The 21,074-nt window shown below is 53.2% G+C and carries 20 protein-coding genes and 1 tRNA gene; 6 read left to right on the forward strand and 15 right to left on the reverse strand.

Annotated features, from left to right (window positions below):
* Positions 1–34 precede the first annotated feature (34 nt).
* Positions 35–1,240, reverse strand: coding sequence for an acyltransferase (locus tag P1X16_RS04655; RefSeq protein WP_277226690.1), 1,206 nt, complete (start codon positions 1,238–1,240; stop codon positions 35–37).
* 381 nt (positions 1,241–1,621) lie between these two features.
* Here P1X16_RS04655 and P1X16_RS04660 point away from each other — a divergent pair, with 381 nt between their 5' ends.
* Together P1X16_RS04660 and P1X16_RS04665 are read left to right on the forward strand one after the other, a co-directional pair.
* Positions 1,622–2,086 (forward strand): hypothetical protein, encoded by a 465-nt coding sequence (locus P1X16_RS04660; RefSeq protein ID WP_277226691.1) that lies wholly within the window; start codon positions 1,622–1,624, stop codon positions 2,084–2,086.
* A gap of 339 nt (positions 2,087–2,425) precedes the next feature.
* Positions 2,426–2,767, forward strand: a complete 342-nt coding sequence (locus P1X16_RS04665; RefSeq protein ID WP_277226692.1) for a hypothetical protein — start codon at positions 2,426–2,428, stop codon at positions 2,765–2,767.
* 62 nt (positions 2,768–2,829) lie between these two features.
* Here the strand turns inward: P1X16_RS04665 and P1X16_RS04670 are convergent, their stop codons facing one another.
* Both P1X16_RS04670 and P1X16_RS04675 read right to left on the reverse strand, forming a co-directional pair.
* Entirely contained in the window at positions 2,830–3,006 is a 177-nt protein-coding gene (locus P1X16_RS04670; protein WP_277226693.1) for a hypothetical protein, read from the reverse strand.
* A 76-nt stretch (positions 3,007–3,082) separates the two neighbouring features.
* Positions 3,083–3,154: transfer RNA gene (locus P1X16_RS04675), tRNA-Arg, on the reverse strand.
* A 146-nt stretch (positions 3,155–3,300) separates the two neighbouring features.
* Between P1X16_RS04675 and P1X16_RS04680 the strand changes: the two genes are divergently transcribed.
* The gene (locus tag P1X16_RS04680) at positions 3,301–3,783 is read left to right on the forward strand and encodes an organic hydroperoxide resistance protein (RefSeq protein ID WP_277226694.1); all 483 of its coding nucleotides are present in this window, start codon (positions 3,301–3,303) and stop codon (positions 3,781–3,783) included.
* Between the two features lie 79 nt (positions 3,784–3,862).
* On the opposite strand, the gene sucC is transcribed toward P1X16_RS04680, so the two are convergent.
* Entirely contained in the window at positions 3,863–5,056 is a 1,194-nt protein-coding gene (gene sucC / locus P1X16_RS04685) for an ADP-forming succinate--CoA ligase subunit beta (protein ID WP_277226695.1), read from the reverse strand.
* Positions 5,057–5,256: 200 nt separating this feature from the next.
* The gene (locus P1X16_RS04690) at positions 5,257–6,396 is read right to left on the reverse strand and encodes a hypothetical protein (RefSeq protein ID WP_277226696.1); all 1,140 of its coding nucleotides are present in this window, start codon (positions 6,394–6,396) and stop codon (positions 5,257–5,259) included.
* A 177-nt stretch (positions 6,397–6,573) separates the two neighbouring features.
* Between P1X16_RS04690 and P1X16_RS04695 the strand changes: the two genes are divergently transcribed.
* Both P1X16_RS04695 and P1X16_RS04700 read left to right on the forward strand, forming a co-directional pair.
* Complete coding sequence (locus P1X16_RS04695; RefSeq protein ID WP_277226697.1) at positions 6,574–7,236, forward strand: ABC transporter ATP-binding protein; 663 nt, start codon at positions 6,574–6,576, stop codon at positions 7,234–7,236.
* A 397-nt stretch (positions 7,237–7,633) separates the two neighbouring features.
* On the forward strand, positions 7,634–8,440 hold the full coding sequence (locus tag P1X16_RS04700) for a hypothetical protein (RefSeq protein ID WP_277226698.1): 807 nt from the start codon (positions 7,634–7,636) through the stop codon (positions 8,438–8,440).
* Positions 8,441–8,517: 77 nt separating this feature from the next.
* Here P1X16_RS04700 and P1X16_RS04705 read toward each other — a convergent pair whose 3' ends face one another.
* Positions 8,518–9,018: a hypothetical protein gene (locus P1X16_RS04705; protein WP_277226699.1), complete on the reverse strand. Its 501-nt coding sequence runs from the start codon at positions 9,016–9,018 to the stop codon at positions 8,518–8,520.
* Positions 9,019–9,422: 404 nt separating this feature from the next.
* On the opposite strand from P1X16_RS04705, the gene P1X16_RS04710 reads away from it, so the two are divergent.
* Positions 9,423–11,336, forward strand: coding sequence for an ATP-dependent DNA helicase RecQ (locus P1X16_RS04710; protein ID WP_277229458.1), 1,914 nt, complete (start codon positions 9,423–9,425; stop codon positions 11,334–11,336).
* Positions 11,337–11,435: 99 nt separating this feature from the next.
* Here P1X16_RS04710 and P1X16_RS04715 read toward each other — a convergent pair whose 3' ends face one another.
* The 9 genes from P1X16_RS04715 to P1X16_RS04755 all read right to left on the reverse strand — a co-directional run bounded on the left by P1X16_RS04715 (position 11,436) and on the right by P1X16_RS04755 (position 20,934).
* A complete protein-coding gene (locus P1X16_RS04715) occupies positions 11,436–12,116 on the reverse strand; it encodes a type 1 glutamine amidotransferase domain-containing protein (RefSeq protein WP_277226700.1) in 681 nt (226 codons plus the stop codon).
* A 58-nt stretch (positions 12,117–12,174) separates the two neighbouring features.
* Complete coding sequence (locus tag P1X16_RS04720) at positions 12,175–12,495, reverse strand: putative quinol monooxygenase (RefSeq protein WP_277226701.1); 321 nt, start codon at positions 12,493–12,495, stop codon at positions 12,175–12,177.
* 73 nt (positions 12,496–12,568) lie between these two features.
* Positions 12,569–13,567 carry an NADP-dependent oxidoreductase gene (locus tag P1X16_RS04725; protein WP_277226702.1) on the reverse strand — a complete coding sequence of 333 codons (999 nt, stop codon included), beginning with the start codon at positions 13,565–13,567 and terminating at the stop codon, positions 12,569–12,571.
* 150 nt (positions 13,568–13,717) lie between these two features.
* On the reverse strand, positions 13,718–14,155 hold the full coding sequence (locus P1X16_RS04730; RefSeq protein ID WP_277226703.1) for an organic hydroperoxide resistance protein: 438 nt from the start codon (positions 14,153–14,155) through the stop codon (positions 13,718–13,720).
* A gap of 35 nt (positions 14,156–14,190) precedes the next feature.
* Positions 14,191–14,640 carry a MarR family transcriptional regulator gene (locus P1X16_RS04735; protein ID WP_277226704.1) on the reverse strand — a complete coding sequence of 150 codons (450 nt, stop codon included), beginning with the start codon at positions 14,638–14,640 and terminating at the stop codon, positions 14,191–14,193.
* Between the two features lie 184 nt (positions 14,641–14,824).
* Positions 14,825–15,124 carry a rhodanese-like domain-containing protein gene (locus P1X16_RS04740; protein WP_277226705.1) on the reverse strand — a complete coding sequence of 100 codons (300 nt, stop codon included), beginning with the start codon at positions 15,122–15,124 and terminating at the stop codon, positions 14,825–14,827.
* Positions 15,125–15,221: 97 nt separating this feature from the next.
* Positions 15,222–17,111, reverse strand: coding sequence for a T9SS type A sorting domain-containing protein (locus tag P1X16_RS04745; protein ID WP_277226706.1), 1,890 nt, complete (start codon positions 17,109–17,111; stop codon positions 15,222–15,224).
* Between the two features lie 211 nt (positions 17,112–17,322).
* The gene (locus P1X16_RS04750; RefSeq protein ID WP_277226707.1) at positions 17,323–18,099 is read right to left on the reverse strand and encodes a PASTA domain-containing protein; all 777 of its coding nucleotides are present in this window, start codon (positions 18,097–18,099) and stop codon (positions 17,323–17,325) included.
* A 93-nt stretch (positions 18,100–18,192) separates the two neighbouring features.
* Complete coding sequence (locus P1X16_RS04755; RefSeq protein ID WP_277226708.1) at positions 18,193–20,934, reverse strand: D-alanine--D-alanine ligase; 2,742 nt, start codon at positions 20,932–20,934, stop codon at positions 18,193–18,195.
* Between the last annotated feature and the right edge of the window lie 140 nt (positions 20,935–21,074).

Genomic DNA, 21,074 nt, shown 5'->3' on the forward strand with positions numbered 1-21,074 from the left:
TTAACACCGTAATGCGGGCCGTTGGTTATCATGCTTAGTACCTAGTAACGGGTTCACAGTCCACTGCTGCCTTCCTAGCCGCAACAGACTTGGAACCTGTTAATCTCTTCTGTATAGGCTCTTCTATGAAATGGAACAGCACCCAAGAGAGCGCAACAAGCAGGATAAACTGGATTGCCACACTCTCGGTCACATACTCACGCAAGACAACTTGAAAAGTGCTCATATGCACCAGGTAAAATGCATACGAGCTTTTGCCGAGAGCTTGCGCGGGTTGGGTTTGCAGCAGGGCTTGAAACCAATTTTGTTCATAAATCAAGCCGTAGAGCAATCCCACGACACCGAGCGGCAGCAGCAGGTTGTTCACCGCGATACCGCGGTAGTCCATGGTTCCTTTAAAGAGGTCGAGTGGCGTTTCGACCATAGAAAGAATATAAATGCAGCCAGCCATCCATAGTACGCTAACTGCTGTGATTTTCCAGCCTTTGGCAACCTGTTGCGGATAGCGCTTCAAATAAAGGGCTAGGCCCATGCCAACAAAGAATTCGATGCAGCGCCCAAAAAATGTGAAGTTGAGCATGAACTGATACGAGCCCATGAACTCATAATAGCGAGTGGCTAGACCCGTCGCATTGCTTACGTAGACTAAGAGAAAGCCAAGTAGTGGTAGCGCAGCTGCGTGTCCAAACAGCAACTGCCACCGCCGCTTCAGCGTGAGCAGCAGCAACGGGGCCAGCGCGTAAAAGCATTCCTCTACTGTAAGCGTCCAGCCTTGTGCCAAACCAGTGAAAATAAACTTCTCGAAGAAGCCCCGCAGGAAGGTCAGGTTCAGCACGACCACCATTGGTTTGTCGTAGTGTACGTAGTTAGGCCATTGTTCTGTGCCGTCCCAGGTCGGATTTAGTTGAAAGGAGACAAAGGCCAGAAGGGTGACTAGAAAATACAGCGGGTATATTCGAGCAAAGCGATTGCGGAAGTAGCGAAAAGCCCACTTGCCAGTTAACTGCACACTGTCTTGATAACGGGTGGCAATCAGAAAGCCGCTGAGCACAAAAAAGAGGGTAACACCAACGTGCCATTCCTCGATATATGCCGCCAAACCCGAATCCTTGGCAATGCAAGGCCACGGCAAGCGAGCAGGGCCGAAATGGTAGAAGAAAACGAGGTAGGCAGCTATAGCGCGAATACCAGTTAATGCGGGGAAATAAGCCTTTGCTTTGGTAGTAGTTTGCTCTATCACAAATTTAGAAGAAATAATGAGGGTTGCAAAGCTAGATCAAAAGCCTAGTAAACGACGGCGAACCTGCTACGGACAGTCCATAAGCCTAGCCCGCAAGGTGGGCTGGACGTTAGTAGTTATAGTCTTCCTCTTTTTAGTAACTGCGATCAGTCCTTATGGTTGGTAACTCTTTTCGCTGAAAAGTTCTTCCTCACGGCAGAGTGTTTTCAAGGTTTCAACCATACTTTATATTCTTTAATAATTATATATTTTTGTTGAAATGCTTATAAATAAGAGCATCATATGAATTATAATATAAACCTTTAGAGAAGGGTTTTAATATAAGTTATATTAATGTATATTTATCTAAAATAATATTAGTTAAACACTATAAAAACTCCCATGAAGCAACTCTCTACCTCCATCGCTTTGCTAGCCATTGGAACGACCCTGCTTGTAAGCAGTTGTAGCAAAGAGTCTGATTCGGTTTCTCCCGAGAACCTCTCAACTGCAGCTAGTGCGGAAGCCGAAACCGATAACGACGGGCTTTTAATTTTCATACAGTGTGGCAACGGCGTCCGTAAATTAGCCGGAGAATATGACTGGGAAATGGGCAACAACTTGACTGGCCTGCCAGTGGACATTTACGGCCCAACCACCTTGATGACAAACACCAAATTTCTGGTTACTCCCTCTGGCAACCGCATGGTGGTTTGTACGGGCGTAGCCTCCCCAGCTCCGGCTGCCATAGTCTATGACACAGATACGTGGACGGACAATGTGGCGGTGCCTAGTATTACTTACACAACTACGTGCACCACGCAAACTGACGGTAAGATGCGATTCACTATGACGTATAAGCAATAATGCTTTATTGCTCATAGTTATTGTAAGCAAAAGCCCCGACCTCCCCAGGCCAGGGCTTTTTGCTGGGACAGAAGGTAGGTGCTGGCGTTTGTGAGTATGCCAGTTCCATCACCTATAAAAGAAGTGTTGCTTGGTATTGGCCTAGCCATAGCCCACGAAATGGTACGCTTGTTGAATAGCAATGGCATGTACCCACTTCGCCCAAACTCTGCCCTAGCGAAGCAACTGCTCTCGGGTGAGGCCGTGAAAGTGACGCAGGGCCGCAGTAGCTCTGGCTAGTTCGAAGGCTACACGGCCAACAGTACGCTCGAATTATACGCGCTCGACTATGCGCAGTGGGTGGACTTAGGCCGCAAGCTGCTAGCCAAGAAAGTACCCCTCAGTGCCCTGCTCACCTTCATCAAGCAGCGCAACCTACAGGGCCGGAACAAAAAGAGCGGCAAGTTTATCGAGCGCAACCGCCTCGCCTTCATGATCCAGAATGCCATTTACCGCAACGACATTCGGGGTCGGCATTTCATTGAGCCCGCCTTTGCCATAGGTCAGGAGTTGACCGATATCTACCTCAACAATCAGCTACTCGACTTGGGCATGTGGCCAGCGAGTTTAGCTAGTACGGCAATGGCAGAGAAAAAGGATTTACAGGCGCTATCCATCCCGTCATTAGGACGAGTAGGGTAGCGATAGTCCATGTACTCGTTATCAGGTAAGCAGTAGCCGAGGGAGTTGGGTTGGCGGTCTACCTAGTGATAGGCCTGCCATTGCTTCACCGAAGCGGGTGCGCTGCGCCACAGCTGATGATAGCCGGAAATCTGCTTTAGCTGCCGCCAAAAAACGCCCATCGTTTCCTCTTGTTGTAGCCCGGCTACGGCGATGTTGCCCCTTAGCCAGATTAAAGCCAGTTCGGGTACGCGCTCCACGTTTCAGGAATTGTTTTACCAGTGAAAATAAAAACGCCCTTTATAATGCGTAAAGGGCGTTTATTGGCAATGTTCGTGGTCACGCTAGGAATCGAACCTAGATCAAGAGCTTCGGAAACTCTCATACTATCCGTTGTACGACGTGACCGGATTAGGAGCGGCAAAACTAGGCAGAAATAGCATGGCTGCCAAACCTCATGCAGCATTTTCTACAAAAACCTGTACTGACCTGCCACAACCTTCCGAGCGTCAATTCAGTTAACTACTCTTGAACTCGACCAACCAAAATCCATTATGGCAACTACTGAAAAGAAAACTCTCTACACGGCTGAAGCTTCTGCTATTGGCGGCCGTAGCGGCCATGTACGCTCCACCACGGGTATTATCGACTTAGATATGTCGGTGCCAGAAGGCTTAGGTGGAAAGAAAGGAGCTACTAATCCCGAAGAATTATTTGCTGCTGGCTATGCCTCTTGCTTTCAACAAGCTCTATTGGTTATTGCTCAGCGGGCTAACGATAAACTTGATGCCGATACTACTGTGAACTGCTCGGTTTCGTTGTTTCAGGAGGGAGAAGGGTATGGCTTAAGTGCCGTACTGGACGTAGACCTCAAGAAGTTCGACCATGACAAGACCATTGAAATGGTACGTCAGGCTCATAAAATCTGTCCTTACTCGGTAGGTACCCGTGGCAACATGGAAGTGGAGCTACGAGTGCAGGGTGAACCCATTCCGGTGGAGGCAGAAGAAAACGCCGGTGTAGCCAAGGAAAGCTAATAAGCGCGAACAGCTAAGTATAGAAAAGGCCGCTACGGATATCCGTAGCGGCCTTTTCTATACTTAGCTGTTTGTTGGCTTACATGGCCAGTACTTCTTTCACGCGCTCAGCGGCATCCTTCAGCAATACAGCCGAGTATACCTTCAAGCCAGACTCGTCGATGATGCGGGCACCCTCCTCGGCGTTAGTGCCTTGCAGACGCACAATGATGGGCACTTTAATGTCGCCGATGTTCTTGTAGGCTTCCACCACGCCGTTGGCTACCCGGTCGCAACGTACGATGCCGCCGAAGATATTGATGAGGATGGCTTTTACGTTCGGGTCCTTCAGGATGATGCGGAAACCAGCTTCTACGGTTTGGGCATTGGCTCCGCCCCCTACATCGAGGAAGTTGGCTGGCTCGCCACCGCTTAGCTTGATGATGTCCATGGTGGCCATGGCCAAGCCCGCGCCGTTTACCATGCAGCCTACGTTGCCGTCAAGCTTCACATAGTTCAGGTTCGAAGCCGAAGCTTCCACTTCCAAGGGGTCCTCCTCGTTGGTGTCGCGTAGAGCAGCAAAATCTGGGTGACGATAGAGAGCGTTTTCGTCTAAGGTCACTTTGGCGTCAACAGCCAGGATTTTGTTGTCCGACGTTTTCAACACCGGGTTGATTTCGAACATTGCCGAATCGGTGTCGTCGTAGGCTTTGTAGAGGGCCGTTACAAACTTCACCATTTCCTTTTGCGCCGGGCCCGTCAGGCCGAGGTTGAAGGCAATCTTGGCAGCTTGGAATGGACGCAAACCCACGCGGGGGTCGATATGCTCGCGGTGAATTTTCTCGGGGTGCGCTTCGGCTACTTCTTCGATGTCCATACCGCCTTCGGTGGTATAGATGATGACGTTTTTGCCGGTGCTACGGTCGAGCAGCACGCTCATGTAATACTCTTTGGTTTCCGACTCGCCAGGGTAGTACACGTCTTGGGCAACAAGCACTTTATGCACTTTGCGACCTTCGGCGCCGGTTTGTTTGGTCACGAGTTGCATGCCGATAATCTGGTCGGCAATTTCTTTCACCTGATCCAAGTTTTTGGCCAGCTTCACACCGCCCCCTTTGCCGCGGCCGCCAGCGTGAATTTGGGCTTTAATTACGTACCAGCTAGTGCCGGTTTCAGCGTTCAGCTTCTTGGCGGCTGCCACTGCCTGATCGGCGGTGTCGGCCACAATGCCTTCCTGCACGCGTACACCGTAGCGCTTCAGAATGTCTTTGCCCTGATACTCGTGAATGTTCATGGAGGTCAGTTATGGAGGTGGTTCGATATGTGCACGAAAGTAGGTAGAAACAAGTTGATTGTTGATTGTTGAGCGGTTGATTGTTGGCGGGACGAGTGTTGAAAGTTGATTGTTAAAGGATTGGTTGTTGAATTGCTCGGGAGGCGCTTGGTACAATCAGCACCCAAGAGTTAGTAACTCAGCATCAGCAATCCAGTTAATCACCTACCATACCACTGTGCCATTACTTGTTCGGCCGGTTTGTGCTGAGGTGTAAAGTCGAGGTGGCGGCGAGCGGGGCCATCGGGTTGCAGGCCAGGATACCACTTCCAGATAAAGGTGCCCTGAAACCAGGGCCGACGCCAAAACGTCTCGAACATGGCCTCGTAGCAGAGGCGTTGCGTTTGCTCGTCTAGCTCCAGCTCCGTGAACACGGCCGTGCGGTCGGGCCAGGCCCAGGGCTCAATAGCAGCATCGGGAGTGGTTTTGTAACCGATTTCGGTGAACAGCACGGGCTTTTTGTAGCGCTTCTGCACAGCTTCAATGCGTCGGAGCGGTTCTTTCCAAGCAGCAAGCAAGGTAGCCTTGGTGGGCCGGGTGGTTTTGCTGAGGGGAAAGTATGCCTGAATTCCAATGTAGTCGAGTGCATCCCAAAAGCGGATTTGCTCGAACTCACCGCTCCAGTTGGCGGCGTAGGTGAGGGGGCCGTGGTACACGTTGCGCACTTTGCTAATAAGGGCCCGCCACTCCGCTTCATGCCCCACACTGGCGTGCTCCAACTCCGTGCCGATACACAGGGCATCCATGCCAGTGCTTTCAGCTAGCTCGGCATAGTGCAGCAGAAAGGTGGAATAGCTGGCAAACCAAATTTGCCAATCGGCGGCGGAGGCCATGTTGATGTCGCCAGGCCAGGAGCCACTGCCGCCACGCAGCCATAGGTGGGGTTTGAGCATCGTATGGATGCCGCGTTGCCGAGCCATTTTGGTGGTATAAACCAAGCCCCGGTCACTTTCGCCCCAGTAGCCACGGTTCCCTGCGCCCGTGTGCAGACGGACTTCCGGCGTGGCAGCTCCCGCTTGCCAGCCAAAGGGCGTTTGGGCTATCCAGGTGATGCCACTGCGCACTAGCGGCTCTAGGTTGGAACTGGCAACGGAATCGGCGGCTACCCAATTAACTCCTCGCAAGCGGTTATCGGTTGGGCGCGGACCTACTAGGCTGACCGTGCTAACTCGTGTTTCAGCGGGAAGCATCTGCCGAGGCCAATGCCACCACAGGACAGTCAGCGCCACGGATACCGCTAGAAGCAACAAGGGCACCCACCAAAAGCGGCGCACCGATACAAACGAAAAAGCAGCTGCCATAGCACGGTTGAAAACAAGGAATTCAAATAGCAGAAAACCAATGGCAAGCGCAAATGCCGCGCCTACGCAAGCGGGCGGATGTTCTGCTGGTATCGAAATCAGCGGAAGCCGCGTAATCTGCTGGTCAACCCGTAGATTTGTTTCCCATACCCTCGGCTCACTTTACCTGGTTCCGTTTTGCTGCAAGCCATCAACGTTCGAAAGAAATATAACACGCTGGAAGTCCTAAAGGGCATTGATTTGACGATTGAGAAATCGGAGATAGTATCGATTGTAGGTTCTTCGGGAGCAGGCAAAAGCACGCTGCTTCATATTCTAGGCACCCTCGACAATCCTGATTCTGGGGAGGTGCTCTTCGATGGCGAGTCGGTCAGCTCACTGAAACGGTCGGAGCTGGCGCGGTTCCGCAACCGTCATATCGGCTTTATCTTTCAATTCCATAACCTGCTGCCCGAGTTCACAGCCCTCGAAAACGTGTGTTTGCCGGCTTACTTGGCGGGCCGTTCGGAAACGGAGACCCGGGTGCGAGCCCGCGAGCTGTTGGGTATGCTTAACCTAGAGCGCCGGGCCGACCACAAACCCAGCGAAATGAGCGGCGGCGAACAGCAGCGCACCGCCGTAGCGCGGGCCCTCATCAACTCGCCCGAAATCATTTTCGCCGATGAACCCAGCGGCAACCTCGACTCGCAAAATGCTCAGGAACTGCATCAGATTTTCTTTCTACTGCGCAAAGAGCTAGGCCAAACCTTTGTCATCGTTACGCACAACGACCAGCTGGCAGAAATGGCCGACCGGAAGATTACGATGAAAGATGGGCTTATTTGGGAGGGCAATAACTAAGCTAGTATAATTTGCTGTTTAGCTTGCTCGCATAAAGCAACTAGGAAGTTTCTTCCTGGTACTGTTACTTAGCGTACGATCTTGGTAATGCGTCCGGTTGCCCCGGACCATGTAGGTAACCCGCTGCCGCGTTTTCCGGAAACGCAGCAGCGGGTTTTCTTATGCTTAAACACCCCCAATCAGCAGGTAAAAAGCTGCGGGAGAAACCACCTCAATCAATGATTTTGGCTAAAAAAGTTAGTTCACTAAAGATTTCGAAAAATGGCTTTGTAAGTGCTTGAAATACAGAGGTAAAATTTGCAAAAAAATATATATGTTTTTGCACCTTTTCGTACCTTGGGGCGTTAACAATACATAACACAAACACGGTATTACAGGACATAACAGAACAGACGCCATGAGCGAAGCAACCAAGACCATCAAAGAGCCGATTCGCAAGACCAAAGTGGAGAGCTACGATATTTCGCGCTCCGACGAAACGCTGCACTTGGCTACCGATCTGGCCAAGTTCATCAAGGAAAACAAGCTGACCACTACGGTGCAAGGCAAAGAGTTTGTGAACGTGGAAGGCTGGCAGTATGCCGGTTCGCGCTTAGGCATCGTGCCTATCGTTGACCATGTCATCAACGTTTCAAACGATCAAGAATTAAAGTATCAAGCCAAGGTGACGCTGTTCGACATGCGTTCCGGGCAGACGGTAGGTGCTGGCTTCGCTATTTGCTCTAGCAAAGAGCAAGGCAAGAAGTTCTATCAGGAGTTTGCTATCATGAGCATGGCCCAGACTCGGGCTATTGGTAAAGCGTATCGTAACATCTTGGCCTGGATTATTCGGGCTGCTGGTTACGAGCCTACGCCTGCCGAGGAAATGGAGTACGGTGGCAACATGCCAGTTGCAGCTCAGCCTGCTATGGCTGTAGTACCTGCCGCTGCTGCCCCAGCCCCTGCTGCTGAAGCTACCGCTCCTATGAAGGCTGTAGTAGCCGAGCCTGCTGCTGTTGAAGCACCCGCCGCTGTTACCTATGCTTCGGCTTCACAGAAGGAAGAGATTATCCGTCTGCTGAACCATCCGGTTATCACGCGTCAGGAGAAGACTAAGATGTTGCTCAACATCAACCGTCTGGACGACGAGCGTGCTACCCAGGCCATCGCTAAGCTGAAGAAGGCTATCGATGACCGTGAGAATGGTCAGTCGGCAGCCGCCTAAACTAGTCCTTGGTTTATAAAACAAAAAGCCTGGCTCCTATTGGAGCCAGGCTTTTTGTTTTTAGAGCTATACAGATGCTAGTACACGTACAATGCGTTTGCCGATAACGACGAGACGTAGCTTTTCAACTCTTGCTGATTGCGGTATACGGGTTTTGCTGTGGGTTGTGGTGGCGCTTTAAACTTAACCGAGCACAGCCAGCTGTAAGCAGATGCTATGTCGCTGAAAAGGGCTACTACAGGCGTGGAGATATTGTGCAGCGCCACATCAGTACAGCACTGAATATCGATGCCGGAAGAGTACACCCAGGCCATGTGCTCAACCCCAGCCAAGTGCATGTAAGGCAAGTAGTCGTTAGCTAGCCAAGTACCGACGTCGGAGGTAATACTGGTTACGTTAGTGTTGTCGTTGAGAATTCGTGCGCAGCTTCGAGAAAGAAAACATCTTGCAATAAGCAAGCAGCTTTCCTGAACCGAACTCAGCGTAAGATCCCCAAACCAATCCAGATATAGCCAGCTGTTGCGGCTGTCGTATGAAATGGATACAGTAGAGGTTTCCGACAATAGTTCTATGCTCATGATAATGTGAATAAAAAGGGCGGCAAGTAGGTGTGTGAATGCTATTCGGAGGCGGAGGTAATTAGCTTTACGCTTGGATTATGATCGTCTAAGACGCTTAGAGGGGTGTTTTGATGTTATAAATGTAATTATATTTATTTCATTGGACTATTACTTGCAAAAATAAATTTATCAATAATTTTATCTGTCTTATATAAGCTTGAAAACAAGCCATTTGGTGGAGATATAAAACTTTGAAAGGATTTACTGCTCATTTAGCTCTAAAGCTAAAACTTGATATAGTGCAATAACATCTGCTGCCTTCCTGTGCAGCTTAGTTGCTTACGTTTAGCAAGGCGAGCTTTTCGTTTACCAGGCATCGGCTGTACCTTCGTAGTTTCGCTAAGCTTACTATTCTCTTGCCTGTGCCCACCGACGATATACTACACGTGCTGAAACAGACGTGGGGACATACGGCGTTTCGGCCCTTGCAGGAAGACATTATACGGGCCGTGCTAGCGGGTCAGGACGTACTCGCTTTGTTGCCAACCGGTGGGGGAAAGAGCATCTGTTTCCAAGTGCCCGCCCTAGCCCGCGACGGGCTGTGCTTAGTGGTGTCGCCGCTGATTGCGCTAATGAAGGATCAGGTGGAAAATCTGCGCAAGCGCGGCATCAAAGCCGAAGCGGTGTACGCGGGTATGAGCCACCAAGAAATCGACCAGACGCTAGACAACTGCGTGTACGGTCCGGTGAAGTTTCTGTACGTGTCGCCGGAGCGTCTTTTGACCGACATTTTTCGGGCGCGAGTCGGTAAGATGAAAGTTAGTTTACTTGCCGTCGACGAGGCGCACTGCCTCTCGCAATGGGGTTACGATTTTCGGCCCCCGTACCTGCGAATTGCGGAGCTGCGGGAGTTGCTGCCGGGCGTGCCCTGTATTGCCCTCACAGCAACGGCTACAGAGCGGGTGCGGCAGGACATTGTGACAGAGCTGCATTTCCGGTCTGGCTACCAAATATTTCAGCAGAGCTTCGCCCGGCCTAACCTCTCGTACTCGGTGTTGGCTACAGAAGACAAATTGCGCCGCTTGCTGGAAGTGGTGCGGGGGGTAGGAGTGGGCAAGACGAGCATCGTGTATGCTCGTACTCGCCGCCAAACCGAAGATACGGCCGCCTATTTGCAGCAGCATGGGCTGCGCGCGGCAGCTTACCATGCAGGTTTGCTCGCCGATCAGCGCACCCGCATTCAGCAGGACTGGATGCAAAACAAGGTGCAGTGCATAGTGGCCACCAACGCGTTTGGTATGGGCATCGATAAGCCTGATGTGCGTTTGGTTGTGCACATTGACGCGCCCGATAGTCTGGAAGCGTATTACCAAGAAGCAGGCCGCGCTGGCCGCGACGAGAAGTATGCCTTTGCTGTGCTCCTAGAAGGGCCTAACGACGCCGACGAGCTGCGCCGCCGTACTCAGCAAGCCTACCCGCCGCTCGATACAGTACGCCGTGTGTACCAAGCTTTGGCTAACTACTCCCGCACGGCGGTAGGTGGCGGCGAACTAGTGGCCTTCGATTTCGATATTCAGCAGTTCGCGGAAACCTACCGCATTAAGGCGCTGGATGCGCATAATAGCTTGCGCACCCTAGCCCGCGAAGGATACGTGCTAGTGAACGAGGCCGTCAATGATCCGGCCCGGGTGCACATTCCCATCGACCATACCGACCTCTATCGGTTCCAGGTAGCCAATGCGCAGCACGACCAGCTAATCAAAAGCTTGTTGCGCTTCCACGGGGGCGAGTTATTTGCGGGCTTTCAAAGAATTTCCGAAAACAGCCTTGCCCAACACTTGAAGCTAAGCGTAGTCGATTTGCGCAAAATACTCTTGTTTTTGCACCGCTCGGGCATCATTCAGTACCAGCCCCGCCACGACTCACCGCAGGCTCAGTTCACGACACCGCGCTTCGATGCTGATAAGCTCCCTCTTGACCAAAAGCGTCTTCTGCAAGCTCGGGAGCTTGCTACCAAGAAAACAGAATTTGTCATTCGGTACGCAGCCGGGGGGCGTTGCCGTCAGCAGCTTCTGCTCGAATATTTCGGAGAATTGGATGCCCCTGCCTGCCGGGTCTGCGACTTTTGCTTAGCTAAAAAGAAAGCAAACCAGGAGGCAGCACCTTCGGCAACGTTGCGCGAACAGCTCCTAACACTGCTGCGCACTACTCCGCAAACGCCTCGCGAAGTACTCGCGCATTTTGCGCCTGGCCAAGCAACTTCTATAACCGAGCAGCTACGAGAACTGGTGGAGCTAGGAGAACTGCGCTACGCTCCCGATGGCCGTTTGCAATAAAGAAGTGCGGCTTTCTACAGTTCTTACAAAACCAAACAGCCCCGGCAATCATCGTGTGGATTGCCGGGGCTGTGGTAATTGGAATCGGTAGTTCAGAGGTTACTTACCTAGTTGTTTGAGTAGCTCCAAGGCCGCGGCTTCTGATGAGGCGGGGTTTTGGCCGGTAATCAAGTTGCCGGCTGTCACTACGTACGGCTGCCAGTCTTCCACTTTCGAGTAGTGGCCGCCTGCTTTCTTTAGCTCGTCTTCCACCAAGAAAGGCACAATGTTGGTTAGCTGAACTGCGGCTTCTTCGGTGTTGGTAAAGCCCGTAACCGCCTTGCCTTCTACCAGCAACGAACCAGTCGGAGACTTCACATGCCGCAGTACGCCCGGTGCGTGGCATACGGCTGCTACCGGCTTGCCAGCCAAATACATAGCCTCTAGTATGGCAATAGACGTTTTGTCTTCGGCTAGGTCCCACAGCGGGCCATGGCCGCCAGGATAGAAAACGGCATCGTAGTCAGCGGTTGAAACACTATCGAGCGGTACGGTCGTGGCTAAGGCGTTCTGCGCGTCAGGGTCTTGCTTGAAGCGTTTGGTGGCTTCAGTTTGGGCGCCGGGCTCGTCGCTCTTGGGGTCGAGGGGAGGTTGGCCGCCTTTGGGAGAAGCCAGCGTGAGGGTAGCGCCGGCATCTTTGAACACGTAATACGGTGCCGCAAACTCTTCTAGCCAAAAACCGGTCTTCTTGCCGGTGTTACCTAGCTGATCGTGCGAGGTCAAAACCATTAGTATGTTCATGGGTGTGCTGTTTTTTAGGAGGAAAAGGTAAGGATGCTGTAAGCCAGTACGGCCAGCGCTATACCAGCGGGAGGTAGAAAAACACTTTGCGCTCGGCAAGCAACGGCACAATCTGGTTGATTACAATTTCCAGGTAATGGGCTGTTTGGCGGTGCGCTTCGAAAGCAGCTTTGTTGATATACTGTTCGTAGAGAAAAAAGTGGCCTGGCTCCACTGGGTCCTGGTGCGCAGTATACTGCAAGTTGCCTGGCTCAAGCTGCTTGACAGCCGCTGCAATTTTCAGTAGCAACTGTGCCACACGTTTTTCCTGTCCAGCCTGCGCCCGCCACTCGGCTGCTACGCAGTATACTTCAGCCGGATTAGCTACTTGCTTGCTCATTGACATTCGGTGTAGCGCGTTGCTGTAGCACCGCGGGTTAATGGATAAGTAGTAAAATTCTGTTTAGAGGCAATTAAGCCACTTTTACGACAGCTTTACCGGTATTTTCTCCTTTAAATAGCCCTAAAAAGGCTGCTGGAATTTGGTCGAAGCCCTCGGTGATGGTCTCCTCGAACGTAAGCTTGCCTTGGCTATACCACTCGGTAAGTTGTTTTACACCCTCCGGCCAGCGCTCCATGTAATCGGACACTATAAAGCCCTGAAGCTTGCTACTAGTTTTGAGCAGCTTGCCCTCCGGCCGAGGACCAACAACAACTTCGGTGGCATTGTACGTGGAAATCTGGCCGCAAAGAGCAATACGAGCATGCTTGTTAAGCAGGTCATACACGGCGTCGGTGATGGTGCCACCCACATTGTCGAAGTAGCAGTCGACGCCGTTGGGGGCCGCGGCCGCTAGTGCCTGGGCTATGTCGGGAGTGGTTTTGTAGTTGATGGCTTCATCAAACCCTAGCTCTTTCAGATAAGCTACTTTTTCGTCAGAGCCAGCTGTTCCGATAACCCGGGCCCCCTGAATCTTGGCTAGCTGCCCTACCACCATGCCAACGGCCCCGGCAGCTCCCGATACCACTACCGTTTCACCAGCTTTGGGCTGACAGATGTCAAGCAGGCCGAAATAGGCAGTCAAGCCGGGCATGCCAAGCAGCCCAAGGAAGTAGCTGATGGGCGCTTTATCGGCTGGTATTTGTTGCACGGCCGCGCCATTTGCTAGGTTGTATTCTTGCCAAGCTAGGTTGCCAACCACTAGGCTACCTACAGGCAACTTCTCGCTCTTGCTTTCCACCACCTCCGCCACCACGCCCCCCACAATGGGCTGACCGACCTCAAACGGTACTATGTACGACTTGGCGTCGCTCATGCGGCCGCGCATGTAAGGGTCCACCGAAACGTAGCGCGTCTTGAGCAGCACCTGGCCAGCGGTAGGGGCGGGTACTTCGCGGGTTTCGAATTGAAAGTGTTCAACTGTAGGCTCGCCTTGGGGGCGGCTAGTAAGCAGTATGGTTTGCGTTTTCATAGGTGCGTAAGGGGTAAACAAAAAGTCATCCTGCGTTGCGCAAACAACCTTAGCTAGGTAAGCGGACTGTCCACGTTGAGAGTAGATAGGTACGCAACCTCAGGATAAGGTTGTTTGTGCAACGCAGGATGACCTTCTGCGGAAGCAGATTTAAGCGGCGTTGGTCGTAGTCGTCAGGTTGACTTCTATGTTGCCTTTGGTTGCGCGTGAGTAAGGGCAGATGCCGTGGGCGGCTTCTACCAGCTCCTCGGCCTGGCTTTGTCCGATGCCTGGGATGTTTACGTGCAGATCGGCCGAAATGCCGTAACCGCCGTCTTCTGCTTTGCCAAAGCCAATCAGGGCTTCCACGGTCACGCCTTCCAATTTCACTTGGGCTTGGCGAGCAGCTACTCCGAGGGCTCCTTCAAAACAAGAAGCGTAAGCAGCGGCGAAGAGCTGCTCGGGGTTAGTAGAGCCAGATTTGCCCGGGCCACCCATTTCCTTGGGGGTGCTCAGTGCTAAATCGAGCACTTGGTTGTCGGAGGAGATACGGCCGTCGCGGCCACCTTTAGCTTTGGCTTGCGCCGTGAAAACTTTTTCGATTTTCATAAAAGTGAAAGAAGAGAAGTGAAAATCTCAACTGGTTAGGTTAGCTGAGCAAGTAAGTGCGTGAGTTGAGTGCGTAGAGCACTGATTTCAGCCGGCGACATAGCTAGCTTACCGAGCAGCTGCTCGGGTATGCGGCAGGCCTGGGCTTGCAGTGCGCGCCCTGTTGGTGTCAGCCCGATAATGACAGACCGCTCATCCTCAGGGTCGCGGCGGCGGCTAACCCATTGCTTCTGTTCCATGCGCTTCAGCAGCGGCGTAAGAGTGCCCGAGTCAAGCAGCAGCTTTTCGCCTAGCTCTTTTACAGTTAGCTGTTCATGCTCCCACAGCAGCATGAATACCAGGTACTGCGGATACGTGAGGTCGAGAGCCAGCAGAAGAGGCTGATAGGCTTTAGTTAGCATCCGCGAAGCTGCATACAACGGAAAACATAGCTGGTTTTCCAGTTTAAGGAAGTCGGTTTCGGCTGTGGGTTCGGTAGAATGCATACGCTTAGGGCAAATAAACTGAATACGGTTGTGTAATGTTTAATTGTATACAACCAAATTTATAAAATAGTTATAACTCACTAGAAATCATCGAGAATTATTGTCATCATGGGAGGGCTATAAACAAGGGAGGGCGTTTGGCTATGCCAAACGCCCTCCCTTGAGGAGAAGAAATGCAAGCTGGTTATCCTTGCTGATAAGCCTGGAAGCCGCCTATCAGGTTGCGTACATTGGTGAAGCCCTGCTGGGTGAGAAAGGCTTTGGCAGAAGCAGAGCGCCCACCGCCTTTGCAATGCACAATAATTTCTTGCTCTTTCAAATCTTCAAGCTCGTCTAGCTTTTGCGGCAACGTGCCAAGCGGAATGTTTTGGCTGCCTTCGATGCGGCCTTCTTCGTTTTCCCAAGTTTCGCGCACGTCGATTATGGTTGGCTGTTCACCAGCGGCTTGGCGCTGTTTCAGCTCGGTAGGGGTGATATCGGGCATTTGATGGTTACCTATTTGTGGAATGGAAGGCTTATCGGTAGCAAAGGTGTTGAAAACGCGTCGAATGTGCTACCCAATTTCTCACTTTCCTCCAATGCTATTTTGTTAGTACCAAACGCTTCGTAACCGTAAGGTTGTCTGCCCGTGTAAGTTGGACTAAATACACCCCGGCTGGTAGGGTACTTAAATCTAAGGTAGAACGTCCTCGTTCAGTAACAGGCTGCTGCCAAACTGCGCGCCCTAAAGCATCGAGAACCACTGCCTGAGCATAACGACCCTGCACCTGCACTTGCCCGTCGGTATTAGGATTAGGAAAGATGCTGTAGGTGGCTGCTACCGAAGCGGGCGCTACGGCTAGCACATTGTTGGTAAGCACGGGCCGCAGCATCAGCGCCCCGGGAGGATAAGCCGTTGGCTGCGTCCAACCCGGCGTGAATTGCCAAAAAGCATCGGCTGGCATGGGCGAGTTCAAATCAAGACCGAAAGGAATGGCATTAGCCACCAGTAGGCCCGTTGGTCCGTGTCCGTAGCCGGCGTAAAACCGGCCACTTACCGGCACTGGTGCTGCAAACACTACCTCCAGGAAAGTTTGTCCAGCTGGCAGGGAAGCGGGAATCACCACGCTCTGGCTGGCCTTGGCAGTAGCCATCGGCTGCCCATTCATCATCGGGTCGGCGTCCCAGATATTTACCGTGATTTGGCGGCCGGCGGCTTGCGGATAACTCGGTCTAATACGAATACTGCGCACCTGATCCGGACGGTTAACTTCGAAGCGCAACGCATAAAACCGGTTGCCCGGCTGATCGTAAGGAGGGATGCTGAGGCGGGCCTCGGCGGTGCCATCGTCGTAGGCGTAGTAGTCGCTGAGCTCGGTTACGCGAGAGATGGTATCGTTAGGCAGCGTGAGTGGGTTTACCTCGTTGCTGACCAAGGTTATCCGATGACGAATAGTCTTGGCTTCCGCCGTGTTAGGCAGCGTCATCGCCGACAGGTTGCCTTCCACGCGAACCTGTGGCTGATTGCTTAACAAAGTGCTAGGCGCAGTAATAGGAAAGGTGGCAACGGGTCCGTTCGGAAGTATTTGGAGAGTGCCGGCAGCTAAGAGCGGAGTAGGAAAACCACTCTTGTCGAGGTTGTTGACGGTGGTGAACGTAGCAGGATTAAGCTGACTAGCAGGGTTGCTTGCGGCGTTATATTGCCAGATAGGCATAGCCGAGCCACGAGCCAACAAGCTGGTTAGCGGCTTACTAATAGCGACATCCTGATAGAGTGTATCCACCACCGTACGGGGCGGGGTGGGGCCTAACGGGGCCAGCCGCACGTAGTCGATGCTCCAGTTGTCTTCGTTGGTTGACACGTTACCACTCACTCGGAAGCGAAACTGAAAGTCGCCGTGCAAGTACTGGGGCTGCGTAATAGCAATGAACTTCTGACGAAATGCCGTACGCTCACCGGTGCTCCGCGCCATCCATACTTGTCGCCAGCTGCCCGTGTTGTCCTTGAATTCTAATTGGATGAATACGGGCCGGCTGCTGCTATTCGAACTGAGGCCACCCCGGATATTGCCGGCTTGCCAGAAGAAACCAAAATAAAGCTGATCCGCTGCCGACCGGCCACTTAGGTTAATCGGCTGCGAAATAAGCGAGTCGAGGGTGCTGGTTCCCCCAATACCATAGGCTAACCCGTTGCTACGCAGACCATCAAAGGTGGCTACACCGCGCGTAGGGGGCTCGAAAGCCATGCGGTTGTTGACGAGCACCCCGCCCTGGGGCAGCCAGTTCTGTACCTTCGGGGCTCCTTCCTGCGGCGACGTAAAATCATCGAAAAAGGGCAGGCTTAGGGCCTGCCCGCGCAGAGCCGTGGCAGCCGGAGTAGGTGGCTGCGAGGCGCGAATTGGGTCGGCAGTAAGGGGAGCTATGTCCTGCGCGCGCCCTACCAACGACATCAAACTCAGCAGAGAGATAAGCGAATAGCGTAAAGGTTTCAAGCGCATTAGGCTGCAAAAAATGACGTGTTGATCTTGAACGTAGGGAAGTAGAGAATATTTCGAGAGGTAAGGAGGCAACTGGCTACGCTCTACCGCGAAACAGGTTTGTCACCGACTTCAAGACCATCTAGGCGCTCAATGGTTTGAGACTACAAACAACGCAAAAGCGCCAGGAGCAGATTTCCCGCTCCTGGCGCTTCTACGCAATTCTTTACTTCACAGGTGCTTGGCCTGCCACCCAAATGTCAACCAGCTGTCCCATGCGAATGGTAGCGCCCGGTGCAGCTACAGGCCGCTGCTTTACTACTGTGCCTTCGGTTTCCCCTTCCTGCGGCTCTTGGTAGAAGGTTTCGCCCATCTGCAAGCCTTGGCCTACCAGCAGGGTAGTCGCCTCGTCGGCGGGCATGTTGATGAGGTTCGGAACCGGGAATTCCTGGTTGCCCAGGCCATCGGCCACTTCCAGGTCGATGCGGGAGCCTTTGGTGATGGGCGCACCCGGTGCAATTTCTTTGCCGTTTACTAGCTGCCGTAGCACTTGATTGGTCCGCACATCGGGCACTTTAATGAGCTTACCCACGGTCAGGCCATAGCTGCTCAAAATCATCTGCGCGTTCTTCTCCGACCCTTCCGTGAGCTTCGGCATCTTTATTAAGGGCGGGTTTTTCATGGCCACCGTGATGTAGATCTTACGGTCTTCCTTCACCCGTTCGCCCGGTAAGGGGTCTTGCTGTAGAACCTGGAACGGCGGAACGCGGGGGTTGTAGCTGGAGTCGTCGACGAAGTAGCGCAGGTTCCGCTCGTCTAAGTAATCGTCGAGTGCGGCTTGGTTCATGCCCGTGATTTTGGGCACCACAATCGTTTCACCGTGATTGGTGGTGAGGGGCAGATACACGAAGAAAAAGCCGAACACCAACGCTGCTGTGGCCAGGCCCATCACCACTAAGTGTTTGACAAGGTCGAGCGGGGTATCAGATTTAAGGAAGGACATCGTAATGAAAGGAGCTTGAAGCTAGAAGTTGGGAGCGAGATAGAGGGTGAATGGAACCAGGCAATAGAAACTGAGTTAGAAGCAATAGCGCTTCTAGCTTTTGACGCTTAGCTTCTCGTTGCGCTCTTTTCCAAACTCCAAAATCTGGTCGATGAACTGGTAAGGCGTATAGCCGGCCAGCGCGGTTTGGTGGAAGATGCAGGTGGCGGGCGTCATACCCGGTAACGAATTCACCTCAATGATAAGTACTTCCACAGCGCCATTTTGGCGCACCCGTACAAACGCATCAATGCGCGCGTAGCCTTGGATGTTGAGTACCTCCGCTACTCGGCGCAGCTCGGCTTTCACTTCCTCGGAAATGCGCTGCCGCTCCACCGGGTCGGGGGCGTAGCGGGCCGGAGTGATGTTCTGGCCTTCACCGGCCAAGAATTTCTCTTCCAAGCTCAAAACTTCCCCGGTTGCCAGCGCCTCGGAAGCTTCGAATACCTCGATTTCCAATTCGCCATTTTCGCCCCAGTGCGTGAGCAAGCCGCCCGTCACTTCCAAGAAATGGGCCGCTCCGTCGCGCGCTATTAGGGTTTCCACCAAGAAGGCATCCTTCTGCGGGAATTCCTCTTTGAAACCGAGTTGTAGCACGCTAGCATCGGCCGGCATCAGGTCTTCCTGGTCGCGGAAGATGAGGCGGCTGAAGGCAGCTAGCTCCGCCCGGTTCTTGATTTTCTTCACGGCCGAAGAGCACCCATCGTCGGCGGGCTTGGCAATGAAAGGATACGCAAACTGCTCTTCCAAACTCTGATAGAAAGCTTCCGGATCGGCCGTCCACTCTAAGCGGTTGGCCATGCGGTGCTCGGCCACGCGCAAGCCGGCTTCGCGCAGTTTGCGGTTGGTTTCGAACTTGTTGATGGTGATGCTGCTGCTTTCAGCGCCCGAGCCGTTGTAAGGCAGGTTGTACTGCTCTAACTCGCGCTGCAACGCCCCGTCTTCGCCAGGACGGCCGTGCAGGGCAATAAACACCTCGCTTACAGTATCGGCTAGCTCCGGAAAAGTGATGCGGCGCGGCTGTTCCACAGGCTGCCCGGCATAGGTGCTCGTAATGGCCTCGGCTTCGTGGCGGATGCGCGTTAGAATGGGGTGCGTGGCATGGCCGGCTTCTGCCAACTCTATCTTCTCCCGAATATCGTCGGCGTTGTCCTTAAGCATCACGTTGATGGGCAGCACGTAGAGGCGGAACTCCTGGCTGTTGCCCGTCAGGAACACCGGCACCGGTTCATACTTCACCGACGAGCTAAGCTTCTCGTAGATGTTGCGCCCACTCTCCACCGAAATGTGCCGCTCCGACGAGTAGCCGCCCATAATAACGGCCACCTTGGTGCGGGTGCGCTCTTGTTGTTGCCGCGAAGCCACGGCTGCATCCAGCTGGCTCAGCAAGCTGGCGAGCCGCACTGGCTGCATGCCGCCGCGCCGCCGCGCCGCCAATGAAGTGCGAATTAGGAACGTGAGAAACTGCGATGGGTTCAGCCCGATTTCCGCTGCCTGATGGAAGAAGAACGAAGCCGGCAACATGCCCGACGTGGTATTTGGGTCGTTCAGGAAAAGCGTGCCGTCGGCTTGAATAAAGCCATCCAGACGGGCGTATACCTGAAAGCCGAAGGTCTCGAACATTTCCTCACACGCCTCCCGGATGCGCTGAATGTCCGCTTCCGGCAAGTCAATAGGAGTGATTTTGCGCGACAAGCCAGGTAGGTACTTCGAGCGGTAGTCGAACATTTCCTCGCCTTTCACAATCTCGGTTGGTGGCAACGCCAACGGCTTGCCATCAGCATCTTCTACCACGATGCACGAGAATTCGCGACCGTTCACAAAGCTCTCCACCAGTACCTGCGCCTCCCCATCTACGTTGGTCAGCCGTACCACTTCGGCAGTTTCGAAGTGCTTATCCAAGGCGGTGAGCAGCGCTTCAGGATGATAAACAATGGCCGACGGTTGCGGCGCCTCGTTTTCAAGGGCTATTGCTTCGGTACCTGCCACTTCTACTAGCACGGGCAGACCAATACCCTCGCGAATATCCACGAGTTGCTGCACCCACTGGAGCTTATCCCGCTCGGTTAGCTTTTGCCATTCCACGCGGGTAACGGTTTTGCGGAACAAGCTGCGTTCCATGGCCGCGGCAAACTTCGTGACATCCGCTTCGCGCAAGATGCTGACACCGATACTAGAGCCTTGGCGCGGCGCTTTGAAAACCAGCGGCAAGCCTAGCTCGCGCACCATATAGTCGAGTGTGGAAGCTGGGTCGGCCGCGTCCCATTCTTCCACCGTCACGACGCGGAAGTTGGGCGTAGGCCGGTCCAGGGCTTTAAGCAACTTCTTTTGAGCCACTTTATTTATACCGAACGCCGATGGCAAAATGCCGGAGCCCGAGTACGGAATGCCGTACCACTCCAGCAGCCCCTGAATGGCGCCATCTTCGCCGCCGGGCCCGTGCAGGGCCAGAAAAGCGAAGTCCATCAGCTCGCGTAGCTCATGTGGCTGTACGCGCCGACCCACTTCCCCAATAATGCGGTCTTGCTCGTCCTGCGTCAGCTCGCCGAGGCTTTCCAGGTATACCTGTACCGGCAGGGTAGAGGCCGGCAAAGCCGAAACCGGCGGATAAAAGTCGCGGATGGTACCCTTGTAGATGTAGTGCCAGTCGAGCAGAATGAAGTTGCCCCGGCTGTCTACAAACACAGGAACAGCCTCGAACAAGGACTTGTCGAGGTTATCGTATACGGTGCGGCCGCCCGCGAAGGAAATTTCCCGCTCGCGCGACGGTCCGCCGAAGAAGATGCCAATTTTCATAGATAACGCAAAGGTAAGGGAAACTAGGACGGAGTGGTATTCTGGGGAGCTTCGCCCTGTTCCTGTAAATAACAAGGGCAACATTTTACGCGGGCAAAAGAGTCGGCATTGCGCAATGTACTGGCGGCTGATGCGCGCTA

This window comes from Hymenobacter sp. YC55, assembly GCF_029433095.1.
In the GTDB taxonomy this organism is placed as follows: Bacteria; Bacteroidota; Bacteroidia; order Cytophagales; family Hymenobacteraceae; genus Hymenobacter.